A 26,102-nucleotide genomic window follows, 5' to 3' on the forward strand; every position below is an offset into this window, starting at 1 on the left:
AGCATGGCGCTCTCCCTTGGGCCAAGGTCAACGAGGGCACCTTACAGGTGCCCGTCAGATGTGGGACATGGGGATCATGGATGAAGACTTGGTAGCACTTCGGCAGGCACTGCATCGCATACCCGAAGCCTCCGGGCAAGAGGAGAAGACAGCAGGGATGGTTGCAGACTGGCTCAGTGGCTGCGACCATCACGGCATGGTGAGGGATCTGGGCGGCCACGGAGTGGCCGTTTTTTTCGACGGGATGTCCACCGGAGAGACCCTTCTCTTCCGGGCCGATCTTGACGGAGTGCCCGTCACCGAGATGACCGGCCTTCCCTATGCATCGGTTCATAAGGGGTTGTCCCATGCCTGCGGCCACGACGGGCACACGGCCATCCTTTGCGGCCTGGCGCGGGAACTCTCAAAGGCTCCCCCGAAGCGGGGGCGGGTGGTGCTTCTCTTTCAACCGGCCGAAGAGACCGGGGACGGTGCCGAGGCCGTCATCAAGGACCCTCGGTTCCAGGGTATCATCCCGGATCGGGTCTTTGCCCTTCACAACCTGCCCGGCAGGCCCCTGGGGCAGGTGTGCGTGCCGGACAGGCTGTTTGCCTGCGCCTCCCTGGGCATGGACATTCACCTCTCCGGCACACCCAGCCATGCGGCCTGGCCGGAGCACGGGAACTCCCCCATGCCCATCGTGCAGTCGCTCCTGGCCGATGAGGGCCTGCTGGCACGGGAACAGGGCGGACCGTTTTTCATGAGCACGGTGACCCATCTTCAGGTGGGAGGACCCGGCTTCGGGGTGAGCCCCGGCGAAGCCCGGGTGCAGCTCACCCTGCGAGGGGAGGCGGACGCATACCTGCATTACCGTATGTCCCGTATCAAGGAGGCGTTGGAGGAGAAAAGCGGGCTTTCAGGCGTGGGATGCGAGGTGATGGTGACCAATGAGTTTCCGGGAACACCCGTGGACCGGGAGATGGCGGAAATGGTGATGGAGGCCGCCACCGATGCGGGCCTGGACGTCACCACACTTTCCGAGCCCATGAGGTGGAGTGAGGACTTCGGGTGGTTCACCCACCGGTACCCCGGGGTGATGGTGGGGCTGGGCTGCGGCGAGGGGCCGCAGCTTCACAACGCAGATTACAACTTTCCGGACGCCCTTCTCGGGCCGGGTGTTGCCCTTTTTTCCGCCATCATCCGAACGTTTCAGCGCAGCATGACCCTCTGACCCGGCTCGCCCGAAGGGTGAGAAAATCAAACAGCAAACGCTGATTTACGTTTTGCCTGGATGCTTTCTCATGACATATCCGGGCCAGGGCGGATCAGGTGCTCCACAACCCGGAGTTGGAATTGAACACCGCCTGGAAGCGAAGGCGCGGGGCCTCATTGCCGTTTTCGTCCCGGGGCTCGGTTGTCTCAAACCCGGAGGCGTCTTCCCTGGCCGGGGGACGGATGGTCACCCTTCCCCTGGATGAGCAGGTGCACTCAGCGCCCTTGAACAAAAGGGAAAAGGGGGCGCGGACAAAACAGGACTGGGGCCTGTCTGTGCGGGACTCGGGCAACGTGTTGTCCGTCAGGGCAAACTTGCGTTCCTTGCCTTCGCTGTTTGTTATGGAAAAACCCGTTGCTTTACCCTTGATGTCGTGGTTGGTTGAAAATGGCTTGAGCATGGAATTCTCCTGATTCTTAAAGAATGAAAAACAGCGACTTACAACCCGTCAAACATCCCTGCAACCCCGTCTGTCCCATGGGGAAAGCAGGCGCTTTATCCGTTCCGCGGCAGGCCGGATCGACCCGGAAGGTGTGTCAGCCCTGCGGGGTGGCCCAATGATTTGGTTATTTCATGATGGCTGGTGCCCGGGCCTGGCCCGACGTCTTCGGTCTGGGGGCCTGATGGAGAGGTGGGGTTTGGTTTAAAAGCGCAGTGTGGGGGTGGAGGCGTGGGGGTGTCCGACCGTTTACGGATGATTGAATTATGTCACGGGACGGAATGAATATGAAGTGTTATTTTTCTAAACATTGATATGAATATTGATAGGTTGCGATGATTCCTCCGCATCAGGATGCGCGGCCGAAGATGAGGAGGGCAGGGGTGATCTCGGAGGTGGGCAGGGTGCCCGCCACCCAGTCATCGAGGATGCCGGTGAGGGCGGAGAGCGGTTTGTAGCCCTGGTTGAGCACCGATGCCGCCTCGCCTTCCCTGAGAACCAGGGCGGGAAACGCCAGGGCGTTGTAGTCCCGGGCCAGGGCAAAATCGTCGAAGGCCTCTGCACGGACAGAGTCGCTTTGCGCAAGGGGCAGAAACTGCTCCGGGGACACGCCGATCCCTTTGGCGAGGTCGCAGAGGATCTCCGGCTGCGTGATGTCTTTCATTTCCAGGTAAAACGCGTGATGAAGGGCGCGGTAGTAAGGCAGGGCCAGGGCAGGGTCCAGGCGTCTGACGGCAACGAACGCCTGACTGGCCGGTGCCGAGTCGTAGAGAAAATCCGGGGCATCTGCCAGCAGGTGGCCGTTGATGGGTTGACCCGTGGCCCGGGTCACTCCTTGCCAGTTTTCAAGAAGCTTCGGCTTGATGGCGTCGGTGATGGCAATGGGATCCTCCACCCGCAGCCCCCCCATCATAAACCGGAAGGGCACCGAAGACCCGAGGCGCTCCATGAGGGCATCCAGGACCGGCTCAAATCCGAAGCACCAGGCGCACATGGGGTCGCCCACATAAATAATCTCTTTGTCGTTTGTCTGGCTCATGTCTTTCGTCCTCCGGTTCCCCGTTTGATCCTCACAAGATCCCACTTATACCATACCTTGCCCCCAGCTCAAGGCGCCTTTTTGGCGCTACAGGTCCCCCATACGGAGAATCACGGAAAACGCATCGATGAGGGCCCAGGCCGTATCGTTCTGCCGAAGCCCCAGATCATCGTCCCCGGAGCGGGTCATGAGGGCGCAGACCTCGGTGCCGTCTTTGAGACCGAGGATCACCTCGGTTGTGTTTCCACCTTTAATAATACGTCGCACCGTTCCTTCAAGGGTGTTGGCGCAGCTGGTCAGGGGAGGGTGGGGCCCTGCGGCCACCAGGACCCAGGGGGCTTTTACCTCGGCGGTGAGAAGGGTTCCGGGCTTCAGGGCCAGTCGGCCGGCGCTTTCATTGGTGATGATGGCGGTGATGGGGTAGCCCCCCAGGGTGTCCAGGGTGACCACCGTCTGGATCTCTCCGGGGACCATGCGGGCCACCTTTCCGGCAAAGCTGTTCCTTGCGCTTGTCTTGATCCTGCTCTCGCGTCGGGTGACATGGGCCACCACCCGCTGCATGTCCTGTTCGGAAAAATCGAGCCAGGAGGCGGTGAGGCCCGCCGTGCTGTGGCCGAGCATCTTCTGGACCACGGGAAGGGGCAGGTTGCTGCGCAGGAGCTCCAGGGCACGGGACCGGCGGATGACGTTGGGGCTTCCCATGGCCTTGACCAGCCCGCAGGACTCTGCCTGTTCATAAAACTTTCTCCGCACATGCCCCGGATCCACGGAAAAAGGGGCTTCGGTGGATGGCGGCAGGACCTCGAGGATTCCCTCGGCCACGTGGGGAGGGATCTGGACATCCCGGTACCCGGCGGACCGGCTTCCGATATGCACGGTGTGGCCCGTAAAATCGATCTGATCGGTGGAGGCGATGCCCAGGATTTCCCCTAAACGGGCACCGGTGTAGCGAATGAGCAGGAAGATGCAGAAAATTCTCTGCCGGGACCTTCGCACGTCGGAGCGCCGTGCAGCCGAGACCCAGTCCCGAAAGGCTGTCTCCAGGGCGGCCAGCTGAACAGGGTCGAGGGTGCGCTCCTCCTCGGAAGGCGTGAGGATGGTCGATGGGTTGGCGGATGCGTGCGGCGGTGTTTTCATGGGTGGCATTATAGCGGCAGATCCGTTTCTTTCCAAGGAAATCGGGTTGACATGGCTGGAAATCGAATGGTACAAGTGACATGTAAATTATAAAAACCGTGCCAATTAACCATCGGGCGCGCTTCATGACAACCCCCTTCCCAAAGGAGGTGACCATGCTTTTCGAAACCGCAGGTATCCACGTGGCCCCCTGGATCCCCCCCGTCGTGGCCTTCGGCGTCTCTTTCATTACCTCCATGGCCGGACTCTCAGGCGCCTTTCTGCTTCTTCCCTTTCAGATGTCCGTCCTTGGCTACGTGCACCCCTCGGTGGCACGATCAGCTCTTGACATTGTGGCCATCCCTTCTGGGGTGTGGCGGTTTATCAAGGAGGGGCGCATGGTCTGGCCCCTGACCCTGGTGGTGGTGGTGGGAACCATGCCCGGGGTGATTCTGGGGGCGATGATCCGGGTGCTCTACCTGCCGGACCCGCTTCACTTCAAGATGTTTGTGGGCATGGTCCTTCTGTACATCGGGTTTCGCATGGTCAGGCAGCTCCTCGACACCAGGGAAAAGGAGCCGAAAACGGAAGAGGGGGGTGATTTTAAGACCACGGTCCTTTTCTGGAACCTTCGGGAGATGGCTTATACCTTTCGGGGGCATACCCATCGCTTTTCGGTGCCCGGCATCTCTTTTATGAGTTTTGTGGTGGGCATCATCGGTGGCATTTACGGCATAGGCGGCGGGGCCATCATCGCGCCGTTCTTTGTTTCGTTTTACAGGCTTCCGGTCCACACCATCGCCGGGGCGACCCTCATGGGCACCTTTGTGACCTCCATTACCGGGGTGCTTTTCTATCAGGGCATGGCCCCTTTTTTTCCCTCCATGCATATTGCCCCGGACTGGGGCCTGGGGCTTCTCTTCGGCCTGGGCGGCATCGCAGGCATCTACACGGGCGCCCGGTGCCAGAAAATGTACCGTACCGAAGCGGGCTCAAGTGGCTCCTCTGCCTTGTTCTTGCCGGAACCGCCGGAAAGTACATCGTTGAATTTATCACGCACGTCCGCCCGTAGATAAGGATTGACCGCTCTTGTAAACATCGTTACGGTGTTTCATGCCCATATGGACTGATCCGACGTAAAAATAGATGGATTTACCCCATACATGAAGGTGCGCATGAATCCCCCAGAAGCGGCTGACAAACGCGATGCGCCCCTGGTCCTGGAGATCAAGGGCGCGTCACTGGATGACGGCCCCGGCATCAGGACGGTGGTTTTTCTCAAAGGGTGTCCCCTTGACTGTGCCTGGTGCCATAACCCCGAAAGCAAAAAGACAGGGGCGGAGCTCTCCTTCGACGCGGAAAAATGCATCGGTTGCCGAGAGTGCCTGAGGGTATGTCGGCAAGGGGCCCTCGACCCCGGGTGGGGGCCGGACCGCTCCCGATGCACCCTCTGCATGGCATGCACCGAGGTGTGCCCGTCAAAGGCCCTGGAGCCTGTGGGCAGCACCATGGAACCGGATGAGGTGGTGTCGGCGGTGTCAAAAGACATGCCCTTTTTCGACGCCTCAGGGGGAGGGGTGACCCTGTCCGGAGGCGAGCCGACCCTGTTTCCCCGATACTGCGGCGAGCTCATGCAGCGGTTCAAGTCACGGGGCATTCACACCACTCCTTGAGACCAGCGGCCACTTCTCCCGGTCGGCCTTTGACGCCCACATCCGTCCCCACACCGACACGGTATACGTCGATATCAAGCTCATCTCCCCTGAAACCCACAAACAGTATTGCGGTGCGGGCAACGCGCGCATTCTCGCAAACCTCGAGTACCTCCTGGAACTTCACCAGGAAGGGGGGCTGGAGCTTCTCCCCAGGATTCCCCTGGTTCCCGGGATCACGGCAACCGATGAGAACATCACGGCCGTGGCCGACCATCTCAGCTCCCTGGGGGCCCGGGAGGTTCAGCTCCTGCCTTACAATCCGCTCTGGCACGGAAAAATTGTTAAAATCGGAGGCCGCATGCCCGGTGCCCCGGGCGGGTTCATGGCACCGGAGGAAGTGGCACGATGGGAAACCTGTTTTGAAAAGCGAGGGATCGAGACCTTGTAACCACCGGCAACATTCTTACTACGAAAGGAGGCGACCATGGACTGGAAGGGTATCACCGTCTATGTGACGGGCGGTTCAAGCGGTATTGGGCTGGAGACAGCCAGGCAGCTTTTTGACAACGGGGCCCGTGTGGCGCTTTTTGCCCGGGGGGAGAAGGCGTTGACTGCCGTGGCCGGTGCCTTCAGGGCGAGATCGGATGAGCCAGAGGTGTTCTCCCTGCCCATGGATGTGTCCGACTGGGAGGATGTGAACGGCAAAATCGCTCAGGCCGTCGCCGACTTCGGGGCACCGGATGTGGTGATCAATTGCGCGGGGGTGGGGATTGCCGACCATTTCGAAAACATCGATGCCGAGGCCTTTGACAAGGTGCTGGCCATCAACGTCTCGGGGAGTCGCAACATGGCCGCGGCCACTCTGCCCTGGCTCAAAAAGAACAAGGGCGCTCTTGTCCTGATTGCGTCCTCTGCCGGCTTTATCCCTGTGTTCGGATATTCGGCGTACAGCACCTCGAAGTTTGCCGTCATGGGTTTTGCCGAGGTGCTGCGCTGCGAACTGGCGCGTTTTGAGGTGCAGGTCAGCCTGTTCTGCCCCTCCGAGGTGGACACCCCCATGCTGGAGCGGGAAAAGCCCACCATCCCCAAAGAGACCCGGGCCCTCAAGGATTTTGCCGGTGTCCTTCCCGTGGATGTGGCCGCGGCCAAGCTGATCCGGGGCATTGAGCAGGGCCGGTTCCTTATTGTTCCCGGTGTGCGCACCAAGCTGTTGTACTGGGTGCGTCGCCTCACCCCGGGGCCCATCTATCGGTTCGGGGCGGACTTCACGGCCATGCTGGGGGCCGCACGGGCAAATTAATATGTGGCGTGTCCGGGAACGCTGCGGGTGCCTTCCGGCCGGTCCCGTGGGGGCTGAAACCGGCCCCAAACGGGGTGGGAAGGGAGTCCATTTTGGATCTTCGACTGGTTTTAAAATAATGGTACAATATCGATTGATATTCCGGCCCCATAGTTCCCAGAGGCTGAAAGCATCGAAAAATGTGGCTTTCAGGTGTTGACATGCATGGGAGGGTCCTGTAAAAGTTTCCTCGTTCTTCGGGCGAATAACTCAGTTGGAAGAGTGCAACCCTTACAAGGTTGAAGTCACAGGTTCGAGCCCTGTTTCGCCCACCACCCAATGGGTCGTTAACTCAGTCGGTAGAGTATCTGCCTTTTAAGCAGAGAGTCACTGGTTCGAGCCCAGTACGACCCACCAGAAGACAAGCCGGCATGGCTGGCAACACATATGGCGCCTTTTGGCGTCGCTCCGGATGTCCGGGCGAATAACTCAGTTGGAAGAGTGCAACCCTTACAAGGTTGAAGTCACAGGTTCGAGCCCTGTTTCGCCCACCATCTTCCGGGTCGTTAACTCAGTTGGTAGAGTATCTGCCTTTTAAGCAGAGAGTCACTGGTTCGAGCCCAGTACGACCCACCATACATAAGGCACCTTTCGGTGTCGCCCCGGTTGACCGGGCGAATAACTCAGTTGGAAGAGTGCAACCCTTACAAGGTTGAAGTCACAGGTTCGAGCCCTGTTTCGCCCACCATCCGCGGGTCGTTAACTCAGTCGGTAGAGTATCTGCCTTTTAAGCAGAGAGTCACTGGTTCGAGCCCAGTACGACCCACCATTATGAAAAAAGCCGAAGCATTTGCTTCGGCTTTTTTCGTTGGGCCTTTTTCCGGTATCGACATCCCTTGTGGACACAGGGGCTGTATGGTAAACTTCACTAAGGAAAAAATGATCTGCCACAGATCACCCGAAAAGGGCCCCTGACAGACACCACGCGTCTCTCATCCGTTTTCACAAACCGGATCCCACCGTCCGTGACGTCCCCATCGATCCCTTCTGCCACCCGGTAAGGCCCTCCCTACATTCCATCCAAAACAAGCAAGGAGTGCCGTGTATGGATGCCAAACGATTTGACGAGGATATCAAGAAAACCTTCGAGCAGTTCGGAGAGACGGGCGTGAGCGTTCAACTCTTGTCAGCCAAGGACAGCCATGTCTCCCAACCCCCTTACGACTGGGTCCAGGTGATGATGAAAGTCATCCCCGTGGTTCCCGATCCCGAACCCTGGGCCGAGACCTGGCGATACGGCGGGGTGCTTCAGCACGACAAGATCCCGTTGCCCATCGGCATGCGGCCCATTGATGTGAGCCGCATGATCAGCGCCATTGATGCCGCCAAAAAGCTGCCGCCGGGCTTTGACCTCCAGGGGGCCTCCTGCGACTTGTACTGGGCCCTGCACCCGGACGTCAAGGAGCCGTATTATCACTTCACCTCAGGGGACCTGACCATCCTTATCGGTGCCTACAGCGGAGACGTGATGGAGCCCCAGTTCTAATAAAAAAACGCCCCGGCAGGCGGGGCGTTTCCACGGATCATAAAAAAAGCGGAGCACCGGGTAACCGGTCTCCGCTTTGTTGTTTGTGTCTCTTCCGGCAAAAGAACCGCCTGTGCCGGGTCAGGCCGCCTCCGCGGGTTTTCCCTGACGCCGGTAGGCCGCAATGGAGTCCCAGGTCACCAGGGCCAGGGCGCTCCAGATCAGGAGAAAGGTGCGCACCAGGGACGGGTCCAGGGGTTCTTTGAAATAGAACACCGCCAGCAGAAAGGTGCAGGTGGGGGCCAGGTACTGGATAAACCCGATGGTAGACAGGGTCAGGGCCTTGGCGCCCAGGTTGAAAAGAAGCAGGGGCAGGGCCGTCATCAGGGACGTGCCCACGAGGAGAAGGTCCGTGATGGCCCCTGTGTGGAGAAAGACGCCTTCTCCGCTTGCGGCCAGGTTCCCCAGGTAGAGTGAGGCCGGAACAGCCATGAGCAGGGTCTCCACGGTGAGGCCCACCAGAGGCCCTACGTCCACTACTTTGCGGATAAGGCCGTAAAAGGCAAAGCTGAAGGGCAGGGCCAGGGAGATCCAGGGCAGGGTGCCGTAATCGATGGTGAGCCAGGCCACGCCGACCCCTGCGAGGACCACGGCGATTTTCTGCCTGGTCGTGAGCCGTTCCTTAAGGAAAATCATCCCTAAAAAGACAGTGACCAGGGGGTTGATATAGTACCCCAGGCTGGTCTGCATCACGTGGCCATGGTTGATGGACCAGATGAAGAGAAACCAGTTCCCCCCCACCAGGCAGGTGGTGACGGTGAGGACGGCCAGGGTGCGAAGGCTGGTCAGGGCCTTTAAAAACGGCCCCATTTTCTTCTGGAAGACAAGGATGGGAACCAGAAAAGCCAGGGACCACACCACGCGGTGCATCAGGGTTTCAAAGGCGGGGACATGGGAGAGGTGATTCCAGTAAAGGGGAGAGAGCCCCCAAATAAGAAAAGCCTGCATGGCAACAAGCAGGCCGACGGCGGATTCTGAACGAGACGGCATGGGACATTCCTGTAAGTCATGGGTTGCCTTGACGTCAAGGGGCAAGGCGTTAAAGATAGTGTGATAACATGGGCCGTCGGGGCTGTCGAGGAAAAGGGAGGACGTTTTTCAGGAAAAGCTGCGGGGTTTTTTACGGAGTGCTACACACATGAAATAACGGCATCCGTCGCACCGTCGCACCGGTGCAATGGCCAGGAGGTTTCGACGTGCCTTTGTGGTTGACACCACCCCCTTCGCCGTTAACCTACTCACTACTCACTACTCACTACTCACTACTCACTACTCACGCCATTCAACCGTTCTGCCCCCTCAACCCTTTGAAAATAACACAGAGGTCCTGCTCGGTGACCCGGGCAAGGAGGAGGTCGTCGTAATCGGGTTCGCGGGAGCCATCGAAGGCTGCTGCCGGTTCGGGGCCGGGCTGGTCCACTGCAAGGGTCCTGATGCGCGCCAGGTCCCCGGGGTTTTCCACGCCCCTGTTGTTTTCGATCCAGGCCGCGCAGCTGTCGTGGGGCCCGATGAAGAGCAGGAACAGCTCGTCGTCTTTTTTGACCCCCAGCATGCGGTAGCCCTTGCCGATATCGAACTTCACGGCATGGCGGATCCGGCGCTCGCCGTGGTTGCTGAGCTTTCCGGCTTCGTGCAGGGGGCCCTGGCCGTTGGCGGTAAGGCGGTGGATGATGGTGTCAGCCTTGCGACCTGCGGCAACCGCCATCTTTGAGGAACGCCGCATGGCGCTGAGCTGTTTTTCAAAGCGATGGGTGAGATGGATGCAGCGAATCATGGTGCCTCCGGAAAAAATGTCGTCCCCGGCAGGCGCAAGGCTGTAAGCCCTCAGCCATGCGCCCGCCGGGTCGGACAGGACAAATCTTCAGGTGCCGATCATCCGCTGGGCGAATACATCCGGCACGTTATCTGTGTGGGTCAGGAACAGCAGGAGCCGTGGCTGCCGCATGATGAGCAGCCGCTTGAGAGTTTCAGGCTCGAGCTGAGCTTGAAGCCGACATCCTTGAAGTCCACCACCAGGGGCTGGGCCTGGTTGAGGAGATCGGTCTCGATGACATACTCCATGCCCCCGATGGTATAAAGGGTGTCCCCGTCTTTCTGCATATCAACGGCCATGGCCAGTTGGGCACCGCCGCAGCCGGAGTTGAGGAAGACGCGGATGGGGGCAGGGGTTCGGTTTTCAAAGTAACGGGCGATCTCGGTTTGAGCCGCTTCGGTGACGGTAAACATGTGTTTGTGTACTCCTTTGTGTCCATGGGGGGGATGCCCCACTGGTTAAACAAGCGCATCAATAGTTGCGCATAACATCTTGATTGTATGAAGTTAAAATTCGCCGGGCGTCATGTTGATCTCTGCAAGGCTGAAGACCGGACCGTCCTTGCAGACCAGCTCCTTGCCGATGTTGCAGCGGCCGCACATGCCGATGCCGCATTTCATGCGGTTTTCAAGGCTCATGATGATGCGGTCGTGGCTGTAGCCGAGTTTTTCAAGGACCGGCAGGGTGAACTTGATCATCACAGGCGGCCCGCAGACGATGGCGTAGGTGTCCTCGGAGGCGGCCGGAGCCACTTTTTCGGTGAGGGCCGGCACAAAGCCCGTGTGGTAGCCCCAGTCCGGGTCGTCGGTGGCGTCCACGGTGATGTGCATGTTGATGTCGTCGCGTTTTTCCCAGGCCATGAGCTCCTCTTTGTAGAGAAGCATCCCCGGGGTCCGGGCGCCGTAGACCACGTCGATGGTTCCGAATTTGGACCTGTTTTCCGGTTCCAGCATCATCTTGATGGAAGAACGCAGAGTGGTGAAGGCAAACCCACCGCCCACGATGAGAATGTTCTTACCGGTGAGGGTCTCCCAGGGGTACCAGTTGCCCAGGGGCCCCCGGATGCCCATGATGTCCCCCTCCTTCATGTCGTGGAGGCAGGCGGTCACCTTGCCTGTCTTGAACACGGTGAACATGACGAAGCCTTTTTCCGTAGGGGAAGAGGCAATGCCGATGGGGATCTCCCCCTGGCCGGGGATGGAAAGCTCGGCAAACTGCCCGGCCTGGTAGGCGAATTTCTCCTCATCGCCGGGATTCAGGAAGCTGAAGGTAAAGGTCTTTAAGCTATTGTCTTCGGTGGCCGTATCGACGGCGTCGATGCGGACCGGGTAGGGTACGTACGGATTCTGCATGATGGGCTCCCCCTATGCCTGGCTGTTCATGGTGTTGCACACGTCTCGGATGTCGATGCCGGCGGGGCACTGCTCGATGCACCGTCCGCATCCCACGCACATGATGCCCTGACCGTATTTGTCCGGAAAATACTTCAGCTTGTGCATGAACCGCTGCCGGGTCCGCTGCATGGGGGTCTCCCGGGGGTTGTGGCCGGAGCCGTGCCGGGTGAACAGAGAGGTCATGCAGGAGTCCCAGTTTCGAATGCGGTAGCCCGTCTCCCCGTGGACCTCGTCCTGGATGTCGAAACACCAGCAGGTGGGACAGGCATAGGTGCAGGTGCCGCAGTTGAGGCAGGCAAAGGTGGTCTTGTTCCAGTGATCGGCCTCGTAGAGGTCCAGAACCTGAAAATCCGGTTCCAGGCCATGGAAGAGGAGATGGCTTTCTCCGCCGATGCTTTCAGGTCGGCAATGCGGGCATCGGCGCCTTCTTCGGCCGGGGTCTCAAACCCTGCTGCCTCGGCCCAGGCCGCGCCCTTGTCCGTGAGCACCCTGGCAAGGTAGTGCTCACCGTTGTCCACCAGCATCACGTCCAGGCAGGTCTCGTCAAAGGGCCCGGTGCCGCAGCTTGTGGAAAAATCTGTGGCAGACGGCGCCTGCACGGCCAGGCCGATCCAGGTACAGGCCTCAAAGGCTTCCACCACATAGGGATCCTTGTACTCCTCGGTGTCAAAGTTAAGGCGGACAAGTTGAAGCGCTTTGGCGTCGTTGGGGCGGATTCCCACCACCGCACGGGGGCGGGTGTCAATCTTTACGGCCTCGTAGATATCTTTTTTCGGGTCCCCTTCCTTGAACGAGCAGGTCATCATCACCTGGGAAGGCGGAAACACGACGCCTTTGGGAGACAGACGGGTCTGACTGCCGTCCATGATGGGGTACTCGCTCTCTTTCAGCTCCCGAAAGCCCGGGACCTCTCCATCCGGAGCGGGTCCCACAAGGGCGTAGGCTTGCCGCGCACGGTCCAGCCCCTCGGTCCAACATGATTTATCGATACGTAATATGGTCATCGGTATGATCCTTTATGTGCTGTCACCCAGGATTCGATGAGTTCCAGTAAACCGCATCGGTCAGTGAGTTTCCTGGTTCCGGCCATAGCGCCAGACCCTGCTCTGCCCGGAAAACCGGAAAAGGCAGGCTGCAACCTGGGCATGCCCTGGTTACAGAATAAACGCTTCCGGGTCGTCGAGGCGGAAGGTGTCCTGTGCCGGGCGGGTCTCGATGGTGAGGCCCGCTTCGAATCCCCAGTTCTCTTCCACGGTCTTTTCCATCTTGCGCGTCAGGAGCCGCACGGGCACGCCCATGGGGCAGGCCGATTCGCAGGCCCCGCAGTCGGTGCAGCGACCGGCGCAGTGGATGGCCCGGAGCATATGGTAGGTGCGCACATCCACAGGGTCGGTGCCCTTGCCCACCCACTGGGGACGGGATTCCTCCGTGAAACAGGTGGGGCAGTAACACAAGGGGCACGCGTTTTTGCAGGCGTAACACCGGGTGCACGCGGAGAGGGCCTCTTCGAAAAACGCCCATTTTTCCGTACTGGGCTTGGCCTCGATCTCCCGGATATCGGCGTAGCGGTCGATGCCCTGGGGCTCGGGCACGGCATCGCCTGCCATGGTATCCGAGATCACCGGGTTGGGGTGGGCGCAGAGGGTGCAGTTCTGGCGCAGCAGCTCTGCCTTGGGAATGCGCTTCTCATCCGTGGCGGACGTGAGGACCAGCACCTCTCCGTCTTCCTGCATGGCCAGGATCTCGCCCCCAGCGGCATCCATGGCCTTTTGGGGATCAATCATGCCGGTGCAGGGGACGCCGATGACCACCACATTCTCACGCTTCACGCGGTTTTCAACGATGTGCCCCACGATGTTTCGGGAATCGCACCCCTTGGCAACCACCGCCACCTTGCCCATCTCTTTGTTGAGGTAAGCGGCCAGGTTGAGTCGGCAGTTGGCATCCCAGGTGAGCTTTTCTGCGTCGTCGGGGGTCGTGGCCATGAAGGGCTCGGTGGAGAGGGGCAGGCTTCCTTTTTTAAAGCCGATGACCGCTTCCACCTTTCCTTTGGCGAGGAGCTCCTTTGCCGTGGTCCGGATTGTTTCTACGATGGCATTCATGCGGCAGTCTCCTCGGGGCTCTCTTTGATCAATACGGTGGCGGGCCCGAGGGCTTTCACCTCGTCAATGACCTTGTTGGCCACCTCGGCAAACTTCACCCCTTCGGCTGACGAGATCCACGAGAAGTGGAGACGCCCCGGTTCGATGCCGTTGAACTCCAGCATCTCCTTGAGGAGGGTGAACTTGCGCCGGGCATAATAGTTTCCTTCGATGTAGTGGCAGTCCCCGGGGTGGCACCCGGAGATCCACACCCCGTCGGCCCCTTTGCGAAGGGCCGCCAGGACCATTTTGGGCGAGATGCGGCCCGAGCAGGGCACGCGAATCACCCGCATGTTGGGGGGATATTGAAAACGGCTCACACCCGCCAGGTCGGCGGCGCCGTAACTGCACCAGTTGCAGAGAAACGTGACAATTTTCGGTTCAAACGAACTCATTGGTGTTCTCCTGTATCTTAAACGCCTTGCCTCCGGCGGCCCTGCCGGGGGCCAAACTTTTGAAAAGTTTGACAAACAGGTCTTGAGCAAGTCTTTCCAGGCTTCGCCGAAATAATTTCGACTTTTCTATTATGGAAAGTTTTTTGCGGAGCTTTTTTTCAAAAAAGCGACCCGCCGGAGGCCAGCTGAGTGGTTACATGGTTACGGACCTAAATGTTGTCGATCATGGCCATGAGCTGGGCCTCTTCAAACCCTTTGAGCTGCAGGGCGCCGGAGCGGCAGGAGGCGACGCAGGCGCCGCACCCTTTGCAGATCACGGGGTTGATGATGGCCTTGCCTTCGTCCCTGCCCGATGCCTGGAGGCTCGGGGCGTTGTAGGGACAGACCGCCACGCAGACCCCGCACCCACTGCAAAGGGAGGGGTTGACCTCGGCCACGTTTCCGCTGGTGTTGATGGTCTTGCCCGAGAGCAGGCGCGTGGCGCTGGAGGCGGCGGCCTGGGCCTGGGCGATGGATTCGTCCACGGGCTTGGGATAATGGGCCAGGCCGCAGAGGAAGACACCGTCCACGGCAAAGTCCGAGGGCGCCAGCTTCACGTGGGCCTCGGCAAAGAAGCCCTCGTCGTTGATGGGCACCTTGAAGAACTGGGCCAGCTTTTCGTCCCGGTGGGGAACCACGGCCGCAGCCAGGGTGAGCAGGTCTGCCTTGATGGCCAGGGGGCGATTGAGCACGTGGTCGGTGACGGTGACCGTCAGGCAGTCCCCGCTGTTATCCACCACGGGTTTGTCATCCACGTTGTAGCGGACAAAGATCACGCCTTTTTCCCGGGCCTCTTTGTAGAGGGCTTCGCGCTCGCCGTAGGTTCGGATGTCCCGGTAGAGCACAAACACCTTCATCTCGGGGTTCTTCTCTTTGAGGTGCAGGGCCGAGGACATGGTGTGGGTGCAGCAGATGCGGGAGCAGTAGGGACGCCCCGGCTCCCGGGAACCCACGCACTGGATGAAGACGGCGCAGCTTGCCTTCTCCAGCATGGGATCGTTTGCGATGAACTTTTCGTCCAGCTCCAGGCCGGTCAGGACACGCGGATCCTTGCCGTAGAGGTACTCGTCCGGTGTGTGCTCGGAAGCGCCGGTGGCTATGACGGTGACCCCGTGCTCGGTCTGTGTGTTCTTGTCCTTTTGGGAAATGGTGGATGAGAAGTTGCCCACAAAGCCTTCCACTTCGGAGAGTTCGGCCCCCAGGAACAGGTCGATGTTGGGGTCGGCTTCCACCTCGGCGCTCATGGCTTTCAGGCCCTGCTGAATGGACTCGCCCTTGGAGGTCGTGAACAGGCTGTTGGCCTGGCCGCCTAAACGCTCTTCTTTTTCCACGATGGAGACGTGGTACCCCTGGCCGGAGAGGGCTCTTGCTGCGGCCATACCCGAGAGCCCACCGCCCACCACCAGGGCGTTCTGGTCGATGGAGAGTTCGGCTTCGGTGAGAGGCGTGAAAAGAGCCACCTTGGCCACGGCCATGCGCACCATCTCCATGGCTTTTTCCGTGGCTTCGGCCGGGTGGTCCTTGTGGACCCAGGAGTTGTGGTTCCGGATGTTGACCATCTCAAAGAGGTACTTGTTGAGCCCTGCGTTGATGAGGGTCTCCTGAAAGAGAGGGTCGTGGGTCCTGGGAGAGCAGGCCGCCACCACGATGCGGTTGAGCTTCTGCTCCTTGATCACCTTGGTCATGGCGTCCTGGGTGTCCTGGGAGCAGGAGTAGAGGTTGTCCCCCACATACTCCACAAAGGGGAGGTCTTTGGCAAAATCCCGCACGCCGGGAACATCCACCACGCTGCCGATGTTGATGCCGCAGTGGCAGACAAAGACCCCGACCCGCGGGCGCTCGCCCGAGATGTCGGTCTCTTCAGGAGTTGCCATGGCCTTGGTGAGGGTGCCCCGGGCCGAGGTGAGGGCAGCCCCTGCGGACAGGGCGGCAGAGCCCGCCTCGATGACCGACTGGGGAATGTCCTTGGGCCCCTGGAGGGCGCCGCAGACAAAGACCCCGTCCCGGGTTGTGGCCACGGGGTTGAAGGAGTCGGTTTTGCAAAAGCCTCCGGGGGTGAGTTCCACGCCCATGGTGTGGGCGAGCTCTTTCACCTCGTCTGAGATCTCCATACCCACGGAGAGGACCACCAGGTCGTAGATTTCCCGGGTCACCTTGCCCGTGGCCTCGTCCACGTAGTCGATGACCTGTCCCACCTCGTCTCCAACCTGGCTGAAGACCGAGTGAACGCGGCATCGTACAAAACGGATCCCGTGCTTCTCCTTTGCCTCGTTGTAGCAGCTCTCAAAGCCTTTGCCGTGGGTCCGCATGTCCATGTAGAAGATGGTGCAGTCCAGGCTCGGGTCGTGCTCCTTGGCGATGATGGCCTGCTTGATGGCGTACATGCAGCAGACGCTGGAGCAGTGGCCGTTGTCGCAGGTGTTGATGTCCCGGGAGCCGATGCACTGCAGCCAGGCGATCTTCCGGGGCTCGGCGTGGTCGCTCATGCGCACCACGTGGCCCTGGTTGGGTCCCGAGGCGGAGAGGAGGCGCTCGAATTCCAGGGAGGTCACCACATCCGGGCTCTTGTCGTAGTTGTAGATGGCCTTGCCGCTGGGGTCGTAGGCCTTGAACCCGGGTGCCAGGATGATGGAGCCCACGTTGAGGGAGAGGGTCTTGTCCGTGTCCTCATAGTTGATGGCCCCGGCAGGGCAGGTTTTTTCGCAGATGCCGCACTTGCCCTTGGTGAGCTTGATGCAGTTGTCGGCGTCGATGCAGTACTTCAGGGGCACGGCCTGTGGGTAGAGGGCGTAGATGGCTTTGCGTTTCACCAGGCCCTGGTTGTAGACGTCTTCCACTTTTTTGGGGCACTTCTCGGTGCAGGCGCCGCAGGCGATGCATTTGTCCATGTCCACGTAGCGGGCCTTCTGGAAGACCTCCACCGTAAAATCACCCTTTTCCCCTGAGACCCCTTTGATCTCGGCAAGGGTGAGGAGCTCGATGTTCATGTGGCGCCCCACCTCCACGAGCTTGGGGGACATGATGCACATGGAGCAGTCGTTGGTGGGGAAGGTTTTGTCCAGCTGGGCCATGACCCCGCCGATGGAAGGTGCCTTTTCCACCATGTAGACTTTGTACCCCGAGTTGGCCAGGTCCAGGGCGGCCTGGATGCCGCCGATGCCGCCCCCGGCAATGAGTACCGATCCGATGGTTTGTTTTGCAGTCATTTCCAGTCTCCTTACAGCCCGTAGTCGGCCAGGTCCGGCCCGAGATAGGTGCGCTCGTTTTCTCCCAGGATCCCCAGAGAGAGGCAGATGAGGGTCCAGAGGTGCACGGTGTGGTACGTTCCCTCAAAGTGGTGGCCGATGTCCTCCACCTGGGCGTGGCAGTTGTGGCAGGGGGTGATGACGTAGTCGGCTCCGGTGGTCTGGATCTGATCGAACTTCACTTTGCCATACGCCTGCCGCTCGTCCGTGAAGCCGGCCTGGAGGGAGCCCCCTCCGCCGCCGCAGCAAAAGTTCATGGAGCGGTTGGGCACCATGTCGATGAAGTTCTCCTCGCCCACCACTTTTTTCACCACAAAACGCAGGTCGTCGGCCAGTTTGTCCCCCAGGGATTTGCGGACCACGTTGCAGGGGTCCTGGACGGTGAATTTGATGCCGCCTGTGTTCCAGTCGGAGTTGACCGGGAGTTTTCCTTCGCGGATCCATTTGGCGTAGTACTCGATGATGCTTCGGAACTCAAAGTTGTGGGGAATGTTGAACCGCCGCAGTCCCTGCCAGACCGCATAGAAGGAGTGGCCGCACTCGGTGTTGATGAACACCTTGCAGCCGAGCTTTTCGATGTGCTCCACCTGTGCGCGGATGATTTTTTCCCAGGATTCGTCATCGGCCAGGAACATGCAGTAGTTCTCGCCGCCCCACATTTTGGAGTAGTAGGTCCAGTCCGCCCCCACGGTGTGGAGGATTTTCCACAAGGGGAGGAGCTCATCCGGTTCGGTGACGGGCTCCCGTGAGTTCTGGTTGAGGGCAAAATAGGCGCCCTCCCGATCCAGGTCGGCCCGGAGCTCTTCAAACCCGGGCTGCTCGCGGCACTCCTCGGCCAGGTCCTCGATGGTGAACTTGAAATCCTCCAGGGGGACGCCCATGGCGCCGCCCTCGGAGTTGATGTGGTGGTCGCAGGAGCCGAGGATCCCTTTGGGTCGTTCCTCCCGTGGCCACTCCGCCCGCAGGTCGTAGATGAGCTGGGGGATGTTGATGCTCATGGGGCAGGCGTCGTAACACCGTTTGCACATGGTGCAGACCCATACCCAGGGGTGCCGATCCAGCTGTTCATCCATGCCAAGGACCGCCATGCGCAAAAACCTGCGCGGGTCCATGCCCATCTGTCCTGTTGCCGGGCAGCCGCTTGCGCAGGTGCCGCAGGTGAGGCAGGCGCTCAAGTTCCCGTCCGGGATCATGGCCAGGGCCTTGTCTCGGATGCGCGATGGGGTTCCGGTTACTTCCAGTGGTTCAATCATTGTGTGGTCGTCTCCTCTTCAAACAACGTCTCGCTCCGCCGCCCGATGCATGCACCTCGGGTGGGCGGGATGTAAGATTCCCGTGGTCGACGGAAATGGTGTCCACAATTGTCAGGAGCCCGGTCCGTTAAGACCAGGCAGGGGAGGTGAAGAGGAAATGGGCCGTCTGGAAAAAAGGCGGGCACATTTCCGGGTATCACCTGACGCACGCACGAGGGGCGTGCTTACCGGCAACGGAAATCCGCCGAGCACGGGCGGATTTTGTTGCTCTGTCAGTTGTACCCGGATGGAAATCGCATCTTGTCTCCAGTGCAGTGAGGTATGGGGGAACGAAAGTCCCTGGAGCCCCTTATGTATACGGGCAACGGGTCGGTCCATGGGATTCGGTTTAGTGATATATAGACGTATTAAATATGTCAAATAGGAATATTGAATATTGCTATCAGAAAATATCGAGGAAATAAATTGTTCCGTTGCGGGCAAAAAAAGTGACGTCATGGGGCGGGAGAGCCTCTGTCCGCCAGTTATTCATCTCCGGAACGTGGCGGAATAAACGCGCACTCACCCCTGAAATTTACCTGTCTTCTTTGGAAGCACAGGGGCACACGTACCTTAGGATAATTTGCATTGGAAAAACTGAACGGGATTCATATCGTCCTTGAGGGAGCTGCGGTTCGGGAGGCAACTGCCAGACGTCGAAGGGCGTCGACCTGTTTTTACCTTGGGTTCAGCGCGGCAAAGCCTCGCCACTGACGGTGTGCTCACGGTTCGGATGATGCTGTTCAGGGAACCTGTCATGCATTGCTGAACCATGGCCTGTATGTTCTGTGTTTAAGGCGTGATAGGTGTCGAGGGAAATTAATTTGGTAAATTTTACTAAATTGTGGGTTCCTTTTGGCGATACGTATTTTAATCACTATCATTTACAAAATGGAAAGAAGAACAGTCTCACAAACCATTGGGCATGGGCCGGTATTGGTGTCCATTCCGGGAAATGATTCTTCTAAACGGGGGGAAATAGCGAAGAGAATTTTAGGAAAGTAAGAACATACAAAAGAAATATACCGAGATGTTCACCACGTGCGGGAGTGACTGCGGTCTCGCCTCGGATCCGTTGAGGGGATCCCTCAGATTTGGTCGGCAGCATCCCATGCTGCCGTGACACGGATGTCACATCAAAGATGATAAGGAGTTGTAATGTTCAAGAAGGTCTCAATCAAGGCAAGGATCTATATCATCATCGGTATGGTCTTTCTTCTCTTCAGCGGCATGCTGGTCGGGTCATTCAAGATCGGTTCCATGGCAAGGGACGCCGGGATCCATGAAGCCGGAGAGGTGATGCTGAAGGGGCAGAAGGAAAAGCTCAAGGTGGCCACCCACGCCATGGCCCTGGCTCTGGGCAATGCCCTTCAAAAAGCGCCGGAATCCGAGTCGGTGGAGGACGTCGTTCGGGAGATCATCGTTCCCATTCGGTTTGAAGAAGACCGGTCCGGCTATTTTTTTGTCTATGACGGGTTTAAAGTGGTGTGCAATGCAGCCAACCTGTCCCTGACCGGAGAAAACAGAAAAAATTCCAAGGACGCCAACGGCGTCTACTACCTCATTGAGCTTGAAAAAGCCGCCAGCGCCGGGGGCGGGTTCGTCTCCTACAGCTTCCAGAAACCCGGAAAAGGGGTGCAGCCCAAGATCGGCTACGCCGAGAAGATTCCCGGAACATCCTTCTGGGTCGGGTCCGGCGTCTACATCGACAACATCGAAGAAGAAAAAGCTGTTATCCAGAACGTGATCGCGGGAGACGTCTCCCGGGGCGTGACCCTGGTGGCGGGGATCGCAGGCGGGTTCTTTCTTCTTATTATCCTGCCCGTGACCCTGATGATGGCCGTTGCCATTACCCGTTCCCTGCGGCAGGCCATCAACGGCCTCAAGGACATCGCCGAAGGGGAAGGGGACCTGACCACGCGACTTGCCATCACCAATGAAGATGAAACCGGGGAGCTCGCCCGCTGGATCAACGTGTTTATCGAAAATCTGCAGACCATTGTCCGGGACGTGGCGGAAAATGCCATGGGCCTTAACAGCGCCTCCACGGAACTCTCTGCCGTGGCCACCCAGCTCTCCCAGGGTGCCGACGAAGCCTCCTCCCGTTCAGACAGCGTGGCGGCCGCCGCCGAAGAGATGAACGTCACCATGACCTCTGTGGCCGCAGCCAGCGAGCAGGCCTCCACCAACGTGGGCATGGTGGCCGCCGCCTCCGAGGAGATGAGCGTCACGGTCCAGGAGATCGCCTCAAATTCCGAAAAGGCCAGCGGAATTACCCAGGGCGCCGTGTCAAAGGCAAAGACAGCCACGGAAAAAGTGGATCTTCTGGGCGTGTCGGCTGATGAGATCAGCAAGGTCACCGAGGCCATCACCGACATCTGGAACAGCATGCATCCTGGCCGAACGCCACCATCGAGGCGGCCCGGGCCGGTGAAGCGGGCAAAGGGTTTGCTGTTGTGGCTAACGAAATCAAGGCCCTTGCCGCCCAGACCTCCGAGGCCACCCAGGAGATCAAGCGCCAGGTGGAGGGCATCCAGGGACTACCGGCAGACCGGCACCCAGATCCGCTCCATCTCCGACGTCATCGTCGAGGTCAACGACATCGTCTCCACCATCGCCGCGTCAGTGGAAGAGCAGGCCGTTACCACCCGGGAGATTTCCGGCAACGTGGCCCAGGCCGCCCAGGGCATCGAAGAGGTCAATGGTAACGTGGCCGAGACCTCCATGGTCTCGGAGAACATTGCCCGGGAGATCAGCGCCGTAAACGCCGGAAGTGCCGAGATCGCATCCAGCAGCACCATGGTGAGCACCAGCGCCGAAGAGCTCTCCCGGCTTTCGGAGTCTTTGACGTCCATGGTGTCGAGGTTTAAGGTATGACAAAACGGGAAAAACAGGTAAGAGGCGATAGGTCATAGGCAAATAAAAAGTATGCATTTGCCGAAAACAAAAAAAGCGCCTCCACATGTGCTGTGGAGGCGCTTTGTTTTTCTATAACCTTTTTTTCCTGTTGTTCCTAATTTATACTCGGCCCCTCCATAAAATCAGTCTCCTGCATGGGACCGTGGAACACCTCGATGCGGGTGCGGATGGATTCGAACTCTTCATCGCCGATGACGCCCTGAACTTTGAGCCAGTGGAATTTGCGGATCTCTTCGCCGGGGTCGTTGGCGTAATCGATCTCTCCGTACCAGGAGAGAAGCTGGCTTTTGCGTCGCTTCATGAGCTCGTCAAAGATTTCGTCATAGCGATTGTCGTTGATCAGGTAAATCTCCCCGGATTCGGTTTTCAGCACCGTATACCGGGTGAAGGCAAACCGGTAGATGAGCAGGCAGATGGATGCTGCAAGGGGAAGGTAGAGGGCTGGGCCCGCCTGTTGAGACGGCACGACAAACCATGTGAGGAGGCTGCACAGCCAGACGATCATGAGCACGGCCGCTGTGTTTCGAAACCAGGGATTTCGTGCTTCCACCATGGTCGTCTCCATGGGGATGTCGGCGTAATACACCCCGAAAGACCGAGATCCTGATTCCTGACCCATGGCGTAGGTCAGGCGTTCCTTTTCAAAGGTGAAGCGCGTCCTGTTCAGGTAGCGTTTCTGTTCTATCTCCATGCATCCCTCCGGAGATGGCTGGGTTTACATACATGACTTGGCATCCAAGGCTCTGGCAAAAACAATCCCTCAGGGAGGATACCCTGAAGACGTGCGGCATTGATTAGATGACGGCACGCGTTCGGGCAAACATTAAACAAACTCGTCATGAATGGCAATAACAATATGGTTCCTTAGGCAAGTCCGGAGCGCCTTGCCAGATGTTTCAGGTTGACCTCTTTGAGTTGTTCAGGCAGGCTCGACATAGGGGGAACACACCATGGGAACCATGGGTTAACGCGCTGTCTCGGCTGACTGGGGGGAGGTTACGAGGGATGCAGGATTTAACGTGGGGGAAACAGGACCTTGTTTCCATTGTGGCACATTTTCCGGATCCGGTTTTTATCATGGATCGGAAAGGGCGTTATCTGGAGGTGTTCGGGGGCATCGAGCGGAGCCTTTACGATGACCCTGCGTATCTCAAAGGCAAAACGCTTCACGAGGTGCTCCCCGTGGAACTGGCCGAACACTACCTTTCCATGATTCATCTCACCCTTGATACGGAAACCATCCAGGTGGTGGAGTACAGCCTCGTGCCCGACACGTTGAAAGACAACCCCGGGGGCGGGCCATCGGACCTTCAGTGGTTCCAGGGGCGCATTTCCCCACTGTTAAACGACGAAGGGCCACCAGCTTTTATCCTCTGGACCGTCATCAACATCACGGAAAAAAAGAAGGCCGAGCTTGAGCGGGACAGGGCCATGGCAGACCTTGAAAAAGCCCTGGCTGAAATCCGGACCCTCAAGGGGATCCTTCCCATTTGCAGCTCCTGCAAAAAAATCCGGGACAAACAGGGCGTCTGGCATCCTTTGGAGGCCTACATCTCCCGTCATTCCGAGGCGGATTTCTCCCATGGGATCTGCCCGGAGTGCAGGAACCTTCTTTACCCGGAGTTTGGTGGAGAATCGTCCGGCAAGGGGTGAGCCCCCTCAACGGCTCGCCACGCCCTTGCTCAATCGAGCGGGGACGGGGGTGATGCGCAAGCTTGAGGCCGCCGGGCTCTCTTCCACAAAGAGGCGGCACCCGTAGACGGCTTCCAGCCGTTCTTTTTCCAGGACCTGGGACGGCGACCCCAAGGACGACACGGTGCCCTTATGGATCAGGCAGAGGGTATCGGCATACATGGCCGCCAGGTTCAAATCGTGGGAGACCATCACCACCCCGGTTCCCCGCTCCACCTTCAACCTCTCCATCAAATCCATGACACGCACCTGATGGGCCAGATCCAGGGCCGAGGTGGGTTCGTCTAGGAGAATGAACTCGGGCTGCTGGCACACAGCCCTGGAGATAAAGACCCGTTGTTTTTCCCCACCGCTCAGCGCCTCCACCGAACGGTCTGCCAGGTGCAGGACATCGGTAAAGGCCATGGCTTCTTCGGCAAGGGCCATGTCTTCATCTTTGTGAAAGCCCAGCATGCCCAGGTGGGGCGCCCGCCCCATGAGCACCACCTCCCGTACCGTCAGTGAAAAAGCGCTCTCCACCGATTGAGGTAAAAATGCGATGCGCCGTGCCAGTTCCCGCCGCGTCATCCGGGACAGGGGGGTATTTTCCAGGGACACTTCGCCTGTTCGAGGGCGGGAAAGCCCGGCCAGGCATTTCAGCAGGGTGGTTTTGCCCGTGCCGTTGGGGCCTGCGATGATAAAAAAGGAGCCCCGGGGAACGGAAAGGGTGATGTCCGTCAGCACCTCATGGCTGCCGTAGCCCGTGGAGAGTTCACGGGTGGAAAGGCTGGCTGCCGTGGCCGCATTGTTGCGTATCATCATCGGGCCCTCCTTTTAAGAAGCATGATGAACAAAGGGGCCCCGATCATGGCAGTGATCACCCCCACGGGAATCTCTCCCTCCCGGGGAATCCAACGGGCCAGCAGGTCGCAGATCACCATGAAGGCGCCTCCGCCCACGATGGTGGCAGGCACCAGCACCCGGTGGTCCGAACCAAACACCTGCCGGAGGATGTGGGGCACCACCAGGCCCACAAACCCCATGAGGCCGCTCTGGCAGACCATGGCGCTGACCATGAACGAGGTGGCGATAAGAAGGATAAGGGTGGTCCGCCGGATGGAGACCCCCATGGCCCTTGCCATCTCGCGCCCCATGAGCATGAGGTTCATCTTGTGGGAGAGAAGAAAGATCACCACAAAGCAGGGCAGTACCAGAAGGGCCACCATGCCCACCTGGGGCATGTCTGCTGAGGAGAGGTCTCCCATGAGCCAGAACATGATGTCGTGGAGCTTGTTCTCTTCGGAAATGGAGATGAGAAACATAATCACCGCCGAGCAGAAGGCGTTGACCATGACGCCGGATAACAGCATGGCGTCCCGGCCCACCCGGCTTTCGCCCCGTGAAAGGACAAGCACCAGGAAGAGGGTGACCATGCTGCCGGCAAAGGCGGTGAGGCTGACCCCCGGCACACGGGCAAATCCGGCAAGGATCCCCATGATGGCACCGGTGGCCGCACCGCCGGAGATGCCAAGGATATAGGGCTCGGCAAGGGGGTTTCCCAGAAGGGCCTGGAAAACCAGCCCCCCTAAGGAGAGCACTGCCCCGCAGAACAGGGCCATGAGCACCCGGGGCAACCGGATGCGCTCGATGATGGCAATCTGGAGGCTGTCTGCCTGGGAATCACCCGTTACGAGCTGTGCCACAGGCGTAAGGTCGATACCCGAAGGCCCAGTGGCCAGGCCCAGGAGAACCGCAGCCCCAAGAACCATGGAGAGCAGGGCGGTGATGAGGAGGATTCGTTTCAGCAGGCGCCCCCGTACCCTGGATGTGTCGTTCACCGGGCCGCCTCCTCAAAAAGGGTGGGATGGATCAGGGCCGCCAGCATGGCAAGGCCCTCCACCACACGCGGGGTGGGGCGATCCAGGATGTCCGAATTCACGACATGGATGTTGTTGGTTTGAACGGCGGGAAGGGACGGCCAGCTTGCCCACTCCTGTCTCATGGTGTCGAAGTCGTCGTTTCTCGCCATGGAGGTGATGATGATCATCTCCGGTGCCAGGGCCAGGACCTGTTCCTTGGAAAACCGGGGGTAGGGCGTTTTGCTGGTGACGACGTTCTCTCCCCCTGCCCGGCGGATCATTTCGTTTAAAAAGGTGTTCTTGCCCACGGAGACGATGGGGGAGATCCCGATCTGGAAAAAGAGGCGGGGTTTATGGGATGCCTTGGCAATGGTCCGGTCAATGGCCTCCAGCTGGGCGCCCATGGCATCGGTGATGGCTCTGGCCTCACTCGTTGCATTAAGGAGGTTGCCTATCTCATTGATAGAACGGATAATCGTGTCGATACCGTCGGGATTGACCGTGTACACGGGGATGCCGAAGGCCTTGATACGCTGGATCACTTTATCCGGGTTGCCGTCCTTCACCGCCAGGCAGAGGTCGGGCTTCAGGGAGACAATGGTCTCCAGCTCCGGTCGGATATAGCTGCCGACCCGGGGAAGTTTCTGTGCTGCCGCAGGGTAGTCGCTGTATCGGGTAACCCCGGCAAGGAGATCTCCCTTGCCCAGGGAAAAAACGATCTCGGTGATGCTGGGGGCAAGGGACACCACTCTTTTTGGGGCGTCCGGCAGATCAACGATGCAGCCTGTGGTGTCGGTAACGCTTTTGGCCTGCACACGGGCAGCGAAGAGGCCGCACCAGGCCACGCCCAAAGCGAGAAGGAAAAGGGTGCGTAAGGCTCGATTTTTCATGATGTTATCCATGACCTCCCACGAAACCGGGTCCGCGCATATCTTTGGATATGCTTGAATCCAAAGGGTTCGAGCCTGA

At 59.1% G+C, this 26,102-nt stretch carries 26 protein-coding genes and 6 tRNA genes; 14 read left to right on the top strand and 18 right to left on the bottom strand.

Annotated features, from left to right (window positions below):
* The first annotated feature begins 76 nt into the window (after window positions 1-76).
* A complete protein-coding gene (locus tag ACOYW1_RS11165) occupies window positions 77-1,210 on the top strand; it encodes an amidohydrolase (protein ID WP_482422852.1) in 1,134 nt (377 codons plus the stop codon).
* A 94-nt stretch (window positions 1,211-1,304) separates the two neighbouring features.
* Here ACOYW1_RS11165 and ACOYW1_RS11170 read toward each other — a convergent pair whose 3' ends face one another.
* The 3 genes from ACOYW1_RS11170 to ACOYW1_RS11180 all read right to left on the bottom strand — a co-directional run bounded on the left by ACOYW1_RS11170 (window position 1,305) and on the right by ACOYW1_RS11180 (window position 3,867).
* Complete coding sequence (locus ACOYW1_RS11170; RefSeq protein WP_482422853.1) at window positions 1,305-1,652, bottom strand: hypothetical protein; 348 nt, start codon at window positions 1,650-1,652, stop codon at window positions 1,305-1,307.
* A gap of 388 nt (window positions 1,653-2,040) precedes the next feature.
* Window positions 2,041-2,730 carry a DsbA family protein gene (locus ACOYW1_RS11175; protein ID WP_482422854.1) on the bottom strand — a complete coding sequence of 230 codons (690 nt, stop codon included), beginning with the start codon at window positions 2,728-2,730 and terminating at the stop codon, window positions 2,041-2,043.
* 87 nt (window positions 2,731-2,817) lie between these two features.
* Complete coding sequence (locus ACOYW1_RS11180) at window positions 2,818-3,867, bottom strand: TOBE domain-containing protein (protein WP_482422855.1); 1,050 nt, start codon at window positions 3,865-3,867, stop codon at window positions 2,818-2,820.
* 155 nt (window positions 3,868-4,022) lie between these two features.
* Between ACOYW1_RS11180 and ACOYW1_RS11185 the strand changes: the two genes are divergently transcribed.
* Window positions 4,023-4,922 (top strand): sulfite exporter TauE/SafE family protein, encoded by a 900-nt coding sequence (locus tag ACOYW1_RS11185; protein ID WP_482422856.1) that lies wholly within the window; start codon window positions 4,023-4,025, stop codon window positions 4,920-4,922.
* A 99-nt stretch (window positions 4,923-5,021) separates the two neighbouring features.
* Window positions 5,022-5,519, top strand: a complete 498-nt coding sequence (locus ACOYW1_RS11190) for a glycyl-radical enzyme activating protein (RefSeq protein ID WP_482422857.1) — start codon at window positions 5,022-5,024, stop codon at window positions 5,517-5,519.
* Here ACOYW1_RS11190 and ACOYW1_RS11195 read toward each other — a convergent pair.
* Window positions 5,488-5,775 (bottom strand): hypothetical protein, encoded by a 288-nt coding sequence (locus tag ACOYW1_RS11195; protein ID WP_482422858.1) that lies wholly within the window; start codon window positions 5,773-5,775, stop codon window positions 5,488-5,490. The two genes, ACOYW1_RS11190 and ACOYW1_RS11195, sit on opposite strands and share 32 nt — an antisense overlap.
* On the opposite strand from ACOYW1_RS11195, the gene ACOYW1_RS11200 reads away from it, so the two are divergent.
* The 9 genes from ACOYW1_RS11200 (at window position 5,764) to ACOYW1_RS11240 (ending at window position 8,326) form a co-directional block, all read left to right on the top strand.
* Window positions 5,764-5,949, top strand: coding sequence for a hypothetical protein (locus ACOYW1_RS11200; RefSeq protein WP_482422859.1), 186 nt, complete (start codon window positions 5,764-5,766; stop codon window positions 5,947-5,949). The two genes, ACOYW1_RS11195 and ACOYW1_RS11200, sit on opposite strands and share 12 nt — an antisense overlap.
* Window positions 5,950-5,985: 36 nt before the next feature.
* Entirely contained in the window at window positions 5,986-6,801 is an 816-nt protein-coding gene (locus ACOYW1_RS11205; protein WP_482416389.1) for an SDR family NAD(P)-dependent oxidoreductase, read from the top strand.
* 238 nt (window positions 6,802-7,039) lie between these two features.
* Window positions 7,040-7,115: transfer RNA gene (locus ACOYW1_RS11210), tRNA-Val, on the top strand.
* Window positions 7,116-7,121: 6 nt separating this feature from the next.
* A tRNA-Lys gene (locus tag ACOYW1_RS11215) sits at window positions 7,122-7,197 on the top strand.
* A gap of 61 nt (window positions 7,198-7,258) precedes the next feature.
* Window positions 7,259-7,334, top strand: a tRNA-Val gene (locus tag ACOYW1_RS11220).
* A 6-nt stretch (window positions 7,335-7,340) separates the two neighbouring features.
* Window positions 7,341-7,416, top strand: a tRNA-Lys gene (locus ACOYW1_RS11225).
* 36 nt (window positions 7,417-7,452) lie between these two features.
* Window positions 7,453-7,528, top strand: a tRNA-Val gene (locus ACOYW1_RS11230).
* 5 nt (window positions 7,529-7,533) lie between these two features.
* A tRNA-Lys gene (locus ACOYW1_RS11235) sits at window positions 7,534-7,609 on the top strand.
* 276 nt (window positions 7,610-7,885) lie between these two features.
* Window positions 7,886-8,326, top strand: coding sequence for a hypothetical protein (locus ACOYW1_RS11240; protein WP_482416388.1), 441 nt, complete (start codon window positions 7,886-7,888; stop codon window positions 8,324-8,326).
* A gap of 120 nt (window positions 8,327-8,446) precedes the next feature.
* On the opposite strand, the gene rarD is transcribed toward ACOYW1_RS11240, so the two are convergent.
* The 10 genes from rarD to ACOYW1_RS11290 form a co-directional block, all read right to left on the bottom strand.
* Window positions 8,447-9,355: an EamA family transporter RarD gene (gene rarD / locus ACOYW1_RS11245; protein ID WP_482422860.1), complete on the bottom strand. Its 909-nt coding sequence runs from the start codon at window positions 9,353-9,355 to the stop codon at window positions 8,447-8,449.
* A 292-nt stretch (window positions 9,356-9,647) separates the two neighbouring features.
* Entirely contained in the window at window positions 9,648-10,139 is a 492-nt protein-coding gene (locus ACOYW1_RS11250) for a hypothetical protein (RefSeq protein ID WP_482422861.1), read from the bottom strand.
* Window positions 10,140-10,279: 140 nt separating this feature from the next.
* Window positions 10,280-10,591, bottom strand: coding sequence for an IscA/HesB family protein (locus tag ACOYW1_RS11255; protein ID WP_180145180.1), 312 nt, complete (start codon window positions 10,589-10,591; stop codon window positions 10,280-10,282).
* 93 nt (window positions 10,592-10,684) lie between these two features.
* Window positions 10,685-11,530 carry an FAD/NAD(P)-binding protein gene (locus tag ACOYW1_RS11260; RefSeq protein ID WP_482416384.1) on the bottom strand — a complete coding sequence of 282 codons (846 nt, stop codon included), beginning with the start codon at window positions 11,528-11,530 and terminating at the stop codon, window positions 10,685-10,687.
* A gap of 12 nt (window positions 11,531-11,542) precedes the next feature.
* Window positions 11,543-11,812 (bottom strand): 4Fe-4S dicluster domain-containing protein, encoded by a 270-nt coding sequence (locus tag ACOYW1_RS11265; RefSeq protein ID WP_482423706.1) that lies wholly within the window; start codon window positions 11,810-11,812, stop codon window positions 11,543-11,545.
* Window positions 11,752-12,576, bottom strand: a complete 825-nt coding sequence (locus ACOYW1_RS11270; RefSeq protein ID WP_482422862.1) for a hypothetical protein — start codon at window positions 12,574-12,576, stop codon at window positions 11,752-11,754. Before ACOYW1_RS11270 ends, ACOYW1_RS11265 begins: the two co-directional genes overlap by 61 nt.
* Window positions 12,577-12,726: 150 nt before the next feature.
* A complete protein-coding gene (locus tag ACOYW1_RS11275) occupies window positions 12,727-13,674 on the bottom strand; it encodes a 4Fe-4S ferredoxin (protein ID WP_482422863.1) in 948 nt (315 codons plus the stop codon).
* On the bottom strand, window positions 13,671-14,108 hold the full coding sequence (locus ACOYW1_RS11280) for a hydrogenase iron-sulfur subunit (protein WP_482416381.1): 438 nt from the start codon (window positions 14,106-14,108) through the stop codon (window positions 13,671-13,673). Before ACOYW1_RS11280 ends, ACOYW1_RS11275 begins: the two co-directional genes overlap by 4 nt.
* 209 nt (window positions 14,109-14,317) lie before the next feature.
* The gene (locus tag ACOYW1_RS11285; RefSeq protein ID WP_482422864.1) at window positions 14,318-17,353 is read right to left on the bottom strand and encodes an FAD-dependent oxidoreductase; all 3,036 of its coding nucleotides are present in this window, start codon (window positions 17,351-17,353) and stop codon (window positions 14,318-14,320) included.
* 11 nt (window positions 17,354-17,364) lie between these two features.
* On the bottom strand, window positions 17,365-18,645 hold the full coding sequence (locus ACOYW1_RS11290) for a (Fe-S)-binding protein (RefSeq protein ID WP_482416379.1): 1,281 nt from the start codon (window positions 18,643-18,645) through the stop codon (window positions 17,365-17,367).
* A 1,197-nt stretch (window positions 18,646-19,842) separates the two neighbouring features.
* Between ACOYW1_RS11290 and ACOYW1_RS11295 the strand changes: the two genes are divergently transcribed.
* Entirely contained in the window at window positions 19,843-21,561 is a 1,719-nt protein-coding gene (locus ACOYW1_RS11295) for a methyl-accepting chemotaxis protein (protein WP_482422865.1), read from the top strand.
* A gap of 136 nt (window positions 21,562-21,697) precedes the next feature.
* On the opposite strand, the gene ACOYW1_RS11300 is transcribed toward ACOYW1_RS11295, so the two are convergent.
* Window positions 21,698-22,294, bottom strand: a complete 597-nt coding sequence (locus ACOYW1_RS11300; protein ID WP_482422866.1) for a hypothetical protein — start codon at window positions 22,292-22,294, stop codon at window positions 21,698-21,700.
* A 314-nt stretch (window positions 22,295-22,608) separates the two neighbouring features.
* Between ACOYW1_RS11300 and ACOYW1_RS11305 the strand changes: the two genes are divergently transcribed.
* Window positions 22,609-23,256 carry a PAS domain-containing protein gene (locus ACOYW1_RS11305; RefSeq protein ID WP_482422867.1) on the top strand — a complete coding sequence of 216 codons (648 nt, stop codon included), beginning with the start codon at window positions 22,609-22,611 and terminating at the stop codon, window positions 23,254-23,256.
* Window positions 23,257-23,262: 6 nt separating this feature from the next.
* Here ACOYW1_RS11305 and ACOYW1_RS11310 read toward each other — a convergent pair whose 3' ends face one another.
* The 3 genes from ACOYW1_RS11310 to ACOYW1_RS11320 are packed head-to-tail and all read right to left on the bottom strand — an operon-like array spanning window position 23,263 to window position 26,023.
* On the bottom strand, window positions 23,263-24,096 hold the full coding sequence (locus tag ACOYW1_RS11310) for an ABC transporter ATP-binding protein (protein ID WP_482422868.1): 834 nt from the start codon (window positions 24,094-24,096) through the stop codon (window positions 23,263-23,265).
* Window positions 24,093-25,112, bottom strand: a complete 1,020-nt coding sequence (locus ACOYW1_RS11315) for a FecCD family ABC transporter permease (RefSeq protein WP_482422869.1) — start codon at window positions 25,110-25,112, stop codon at window positions 24,093-24,095. The genes ACOYW1_RS11310 and ACOYW1_RS11315 overlap by 4 nt, the downstream gene beginning before the upstream one ends.
* Window positions 25,109-26,023 (bottom strand): ABC transporter substrate-binding protein, encoded by a 915-nt coding sequence (locus tag ACOYW1_RS11320; RefSeq protein ID WP_482422870.1) that lies wholly within the window; start codon window positions 26,021-26,023, stop codon window positions 25,109-25,111. Before ACOYW1_RS11320 ends, ACOYW1_RS11315 begins: the two co-directional genes overlap by 4 nt.
* Window positions 26,024-26,102: the final 79 nt, after the last annotated feature.

The sequence above is a fragment of the Desulfoluna sp. CYM3A genome (assembly GCF_056829965.1).

Excerpts from the sequence above, each read along its gene's own strand:
- ACOYW1_RS11165 (WP_482422852.1), top strand. The coding sequence starts at position 77 with ATGGATGAAGACTTGGTAGCACTTCGGCAGGCACTGCATCGCATACCC.
- ACOYW1_RS11170 (WP_482422853.1), bottom strand. The coding sequence starts at position 1,652 with ATGCTCAAGCCATTTTCAACCAACCACGACATCAAGGGTAAAGCAACG.
- ACOYW1_RS11175 (WP_482422854.1), bottom strand. The coding sequence starts at position 2,730 with ATGAGCCAGACAAACGACAAAGAGATTATTTATGTGGGCGACCCCATG.
- ACOYW1_RS11180 (WP_482422855.1), bottom strand. The coding sequence starts at position 3,867 with ATGAAAACACCGCCGCACGCATCCGCCAACCCATCGACCATCCTCACG.
- ACOYW1_RS11185 (WP_482422856.1), top strand. The coding sequence starts at position 4,023 with ATGCTTTTCGAAACCGCAGGTATCCACGTGGCCCCCTGGATCCCCCCC.
- ACOYW1_RS11190 (WP_482422857.1), top strand. The coding sequence starts at position 5,022 with ATGAATCCCCCAGAAGCGGCTGACAAACGCGATGCGCCCCTGGTCCTG.
- ACOYW1_RS11195 (WP_482422858.1), bottom strand. The coding sequence starts at position 5,775 with ATGGTCGGCCACGGCCGTGATGTTCTCATCGGTTGCCGTGATCCCGGG.
- ACOYW1_RS11205 (WP_482416389.1), top strand. The coding sequence starts at position 5,986 with ATGGACTGGAAGGGTATCACCGTCTATGTGACGGGCGGTTCAAGCGGT.
- ACOYW1_RS11240 (WP_482416388.1), top strand. The coding sequence starts at position 7,886 with ATGGATGCCAAACGATTTGACGAGGATATCAAGAAAACCTTCGAGCAG.
- rarD (WP_482422860.1), bottom strand. The coding sequence starts at position 9,355 with ATGCCGTCTCGTTCAGAATCCGCCGTCGGCCTGCTTGTTGCCATGCAG.
- ACOYW1_RS11250 (WP_482422861.1), bottom strand. The coding sequence starts at position 10,139 with ATGATTCGCTGCATCCATCTCACCCATCGCTTTGAAAAACAGCTCAGC.
- ACOYW1_RS11255 (WP_180145180.1), bottom strand. The coding sequence starts at position 10,591 with ATGTTTACCGTCACCGAAGCGGCTCAAACCGAGATCGCCCGTTACTTT.
- ACOYW1_RS11260 (WP_482416384.1), bottom strand. The coding sequence starts at position 11,530 with ATGCAGAATCCGTACGTACCCTACCCGGTCCGCATCGACGCCGTCGAT.
- ACOYW1_RS11270 (WP_482422862.1), bottom strand. The coding sequence starts at position 12,576 with ATGACCATATTACGTATCGATAAATCATGTTGGACCGAGGGGCTGGAC.
- ACOYW1_RS11275 (WP_482422863.1), bottom strand. The coding sequence starts at position 13,674 with ATGAATGCCATCGTAGAAACAATCCGGACCACGGCAAAGGAGCTCCTC.
- ACOYW1_RS11280 (WP_482416381.1), bottom strand. The coding sequence starts at position 14,108 with ATGAGTTCGTTTGAACCGAAAATTGTCACGTTTCTCTGCAACTGGTGC.
- ACOYW1_RS11285 (WP_482422864.1), bottom strand. The coding sequence starts at position 17,353 with ATGACTGCAAAACAAACCATCGGATCGGTACTCATTGCCGGGGGCGGC.
- ACOYW1_RS11290 (WP_482416379.1), bottom strand. The coding sequence starts at position 18,645 with ATGATTGAACCACTGGAAGTAACCGGAACCCCATCGCGCATCCGAGAC.
- ACOYW1_RS11295 (WP_482422865.1), top strand. The coding sequence starts at position 19,843 with ATGTTCAAGAAGGTCTCAATCAAGGCAAGGATCTATATCATCATCGGT.
- ACOYW1_RS11300 (WP_482422866.1), bottom strand. The coding sequence starts at position 22,294 with ATGGAGATAGAACAGAAACGCTACCTGAACAGGACGCGCTTCACCTTT.
- ACOYW1_RS11305 (WP_482422867.1), top strand. The coding sequence starts at position 22,609 with ATGCAGGATTTAACGTGGGGGAAACAGGACCTTGTTTCCATTGTGGCA.
- ACOYW1_RS11310 (WP_482422868.1), bottom strand. The coding sequence starts at position 24,096 with ATGATGATACGCAACAATGCGGCCACGGCAGCCAGCCTTTCCACCCGT.
- ACOYW1_RS11320 (WP_482422870.1), bottom strand. The coding sequence starts at position 26,023 with ATGAAAAATCGAGCCTTACGCACCCTTTTCCTTCTCGCTTTGGGCGTG.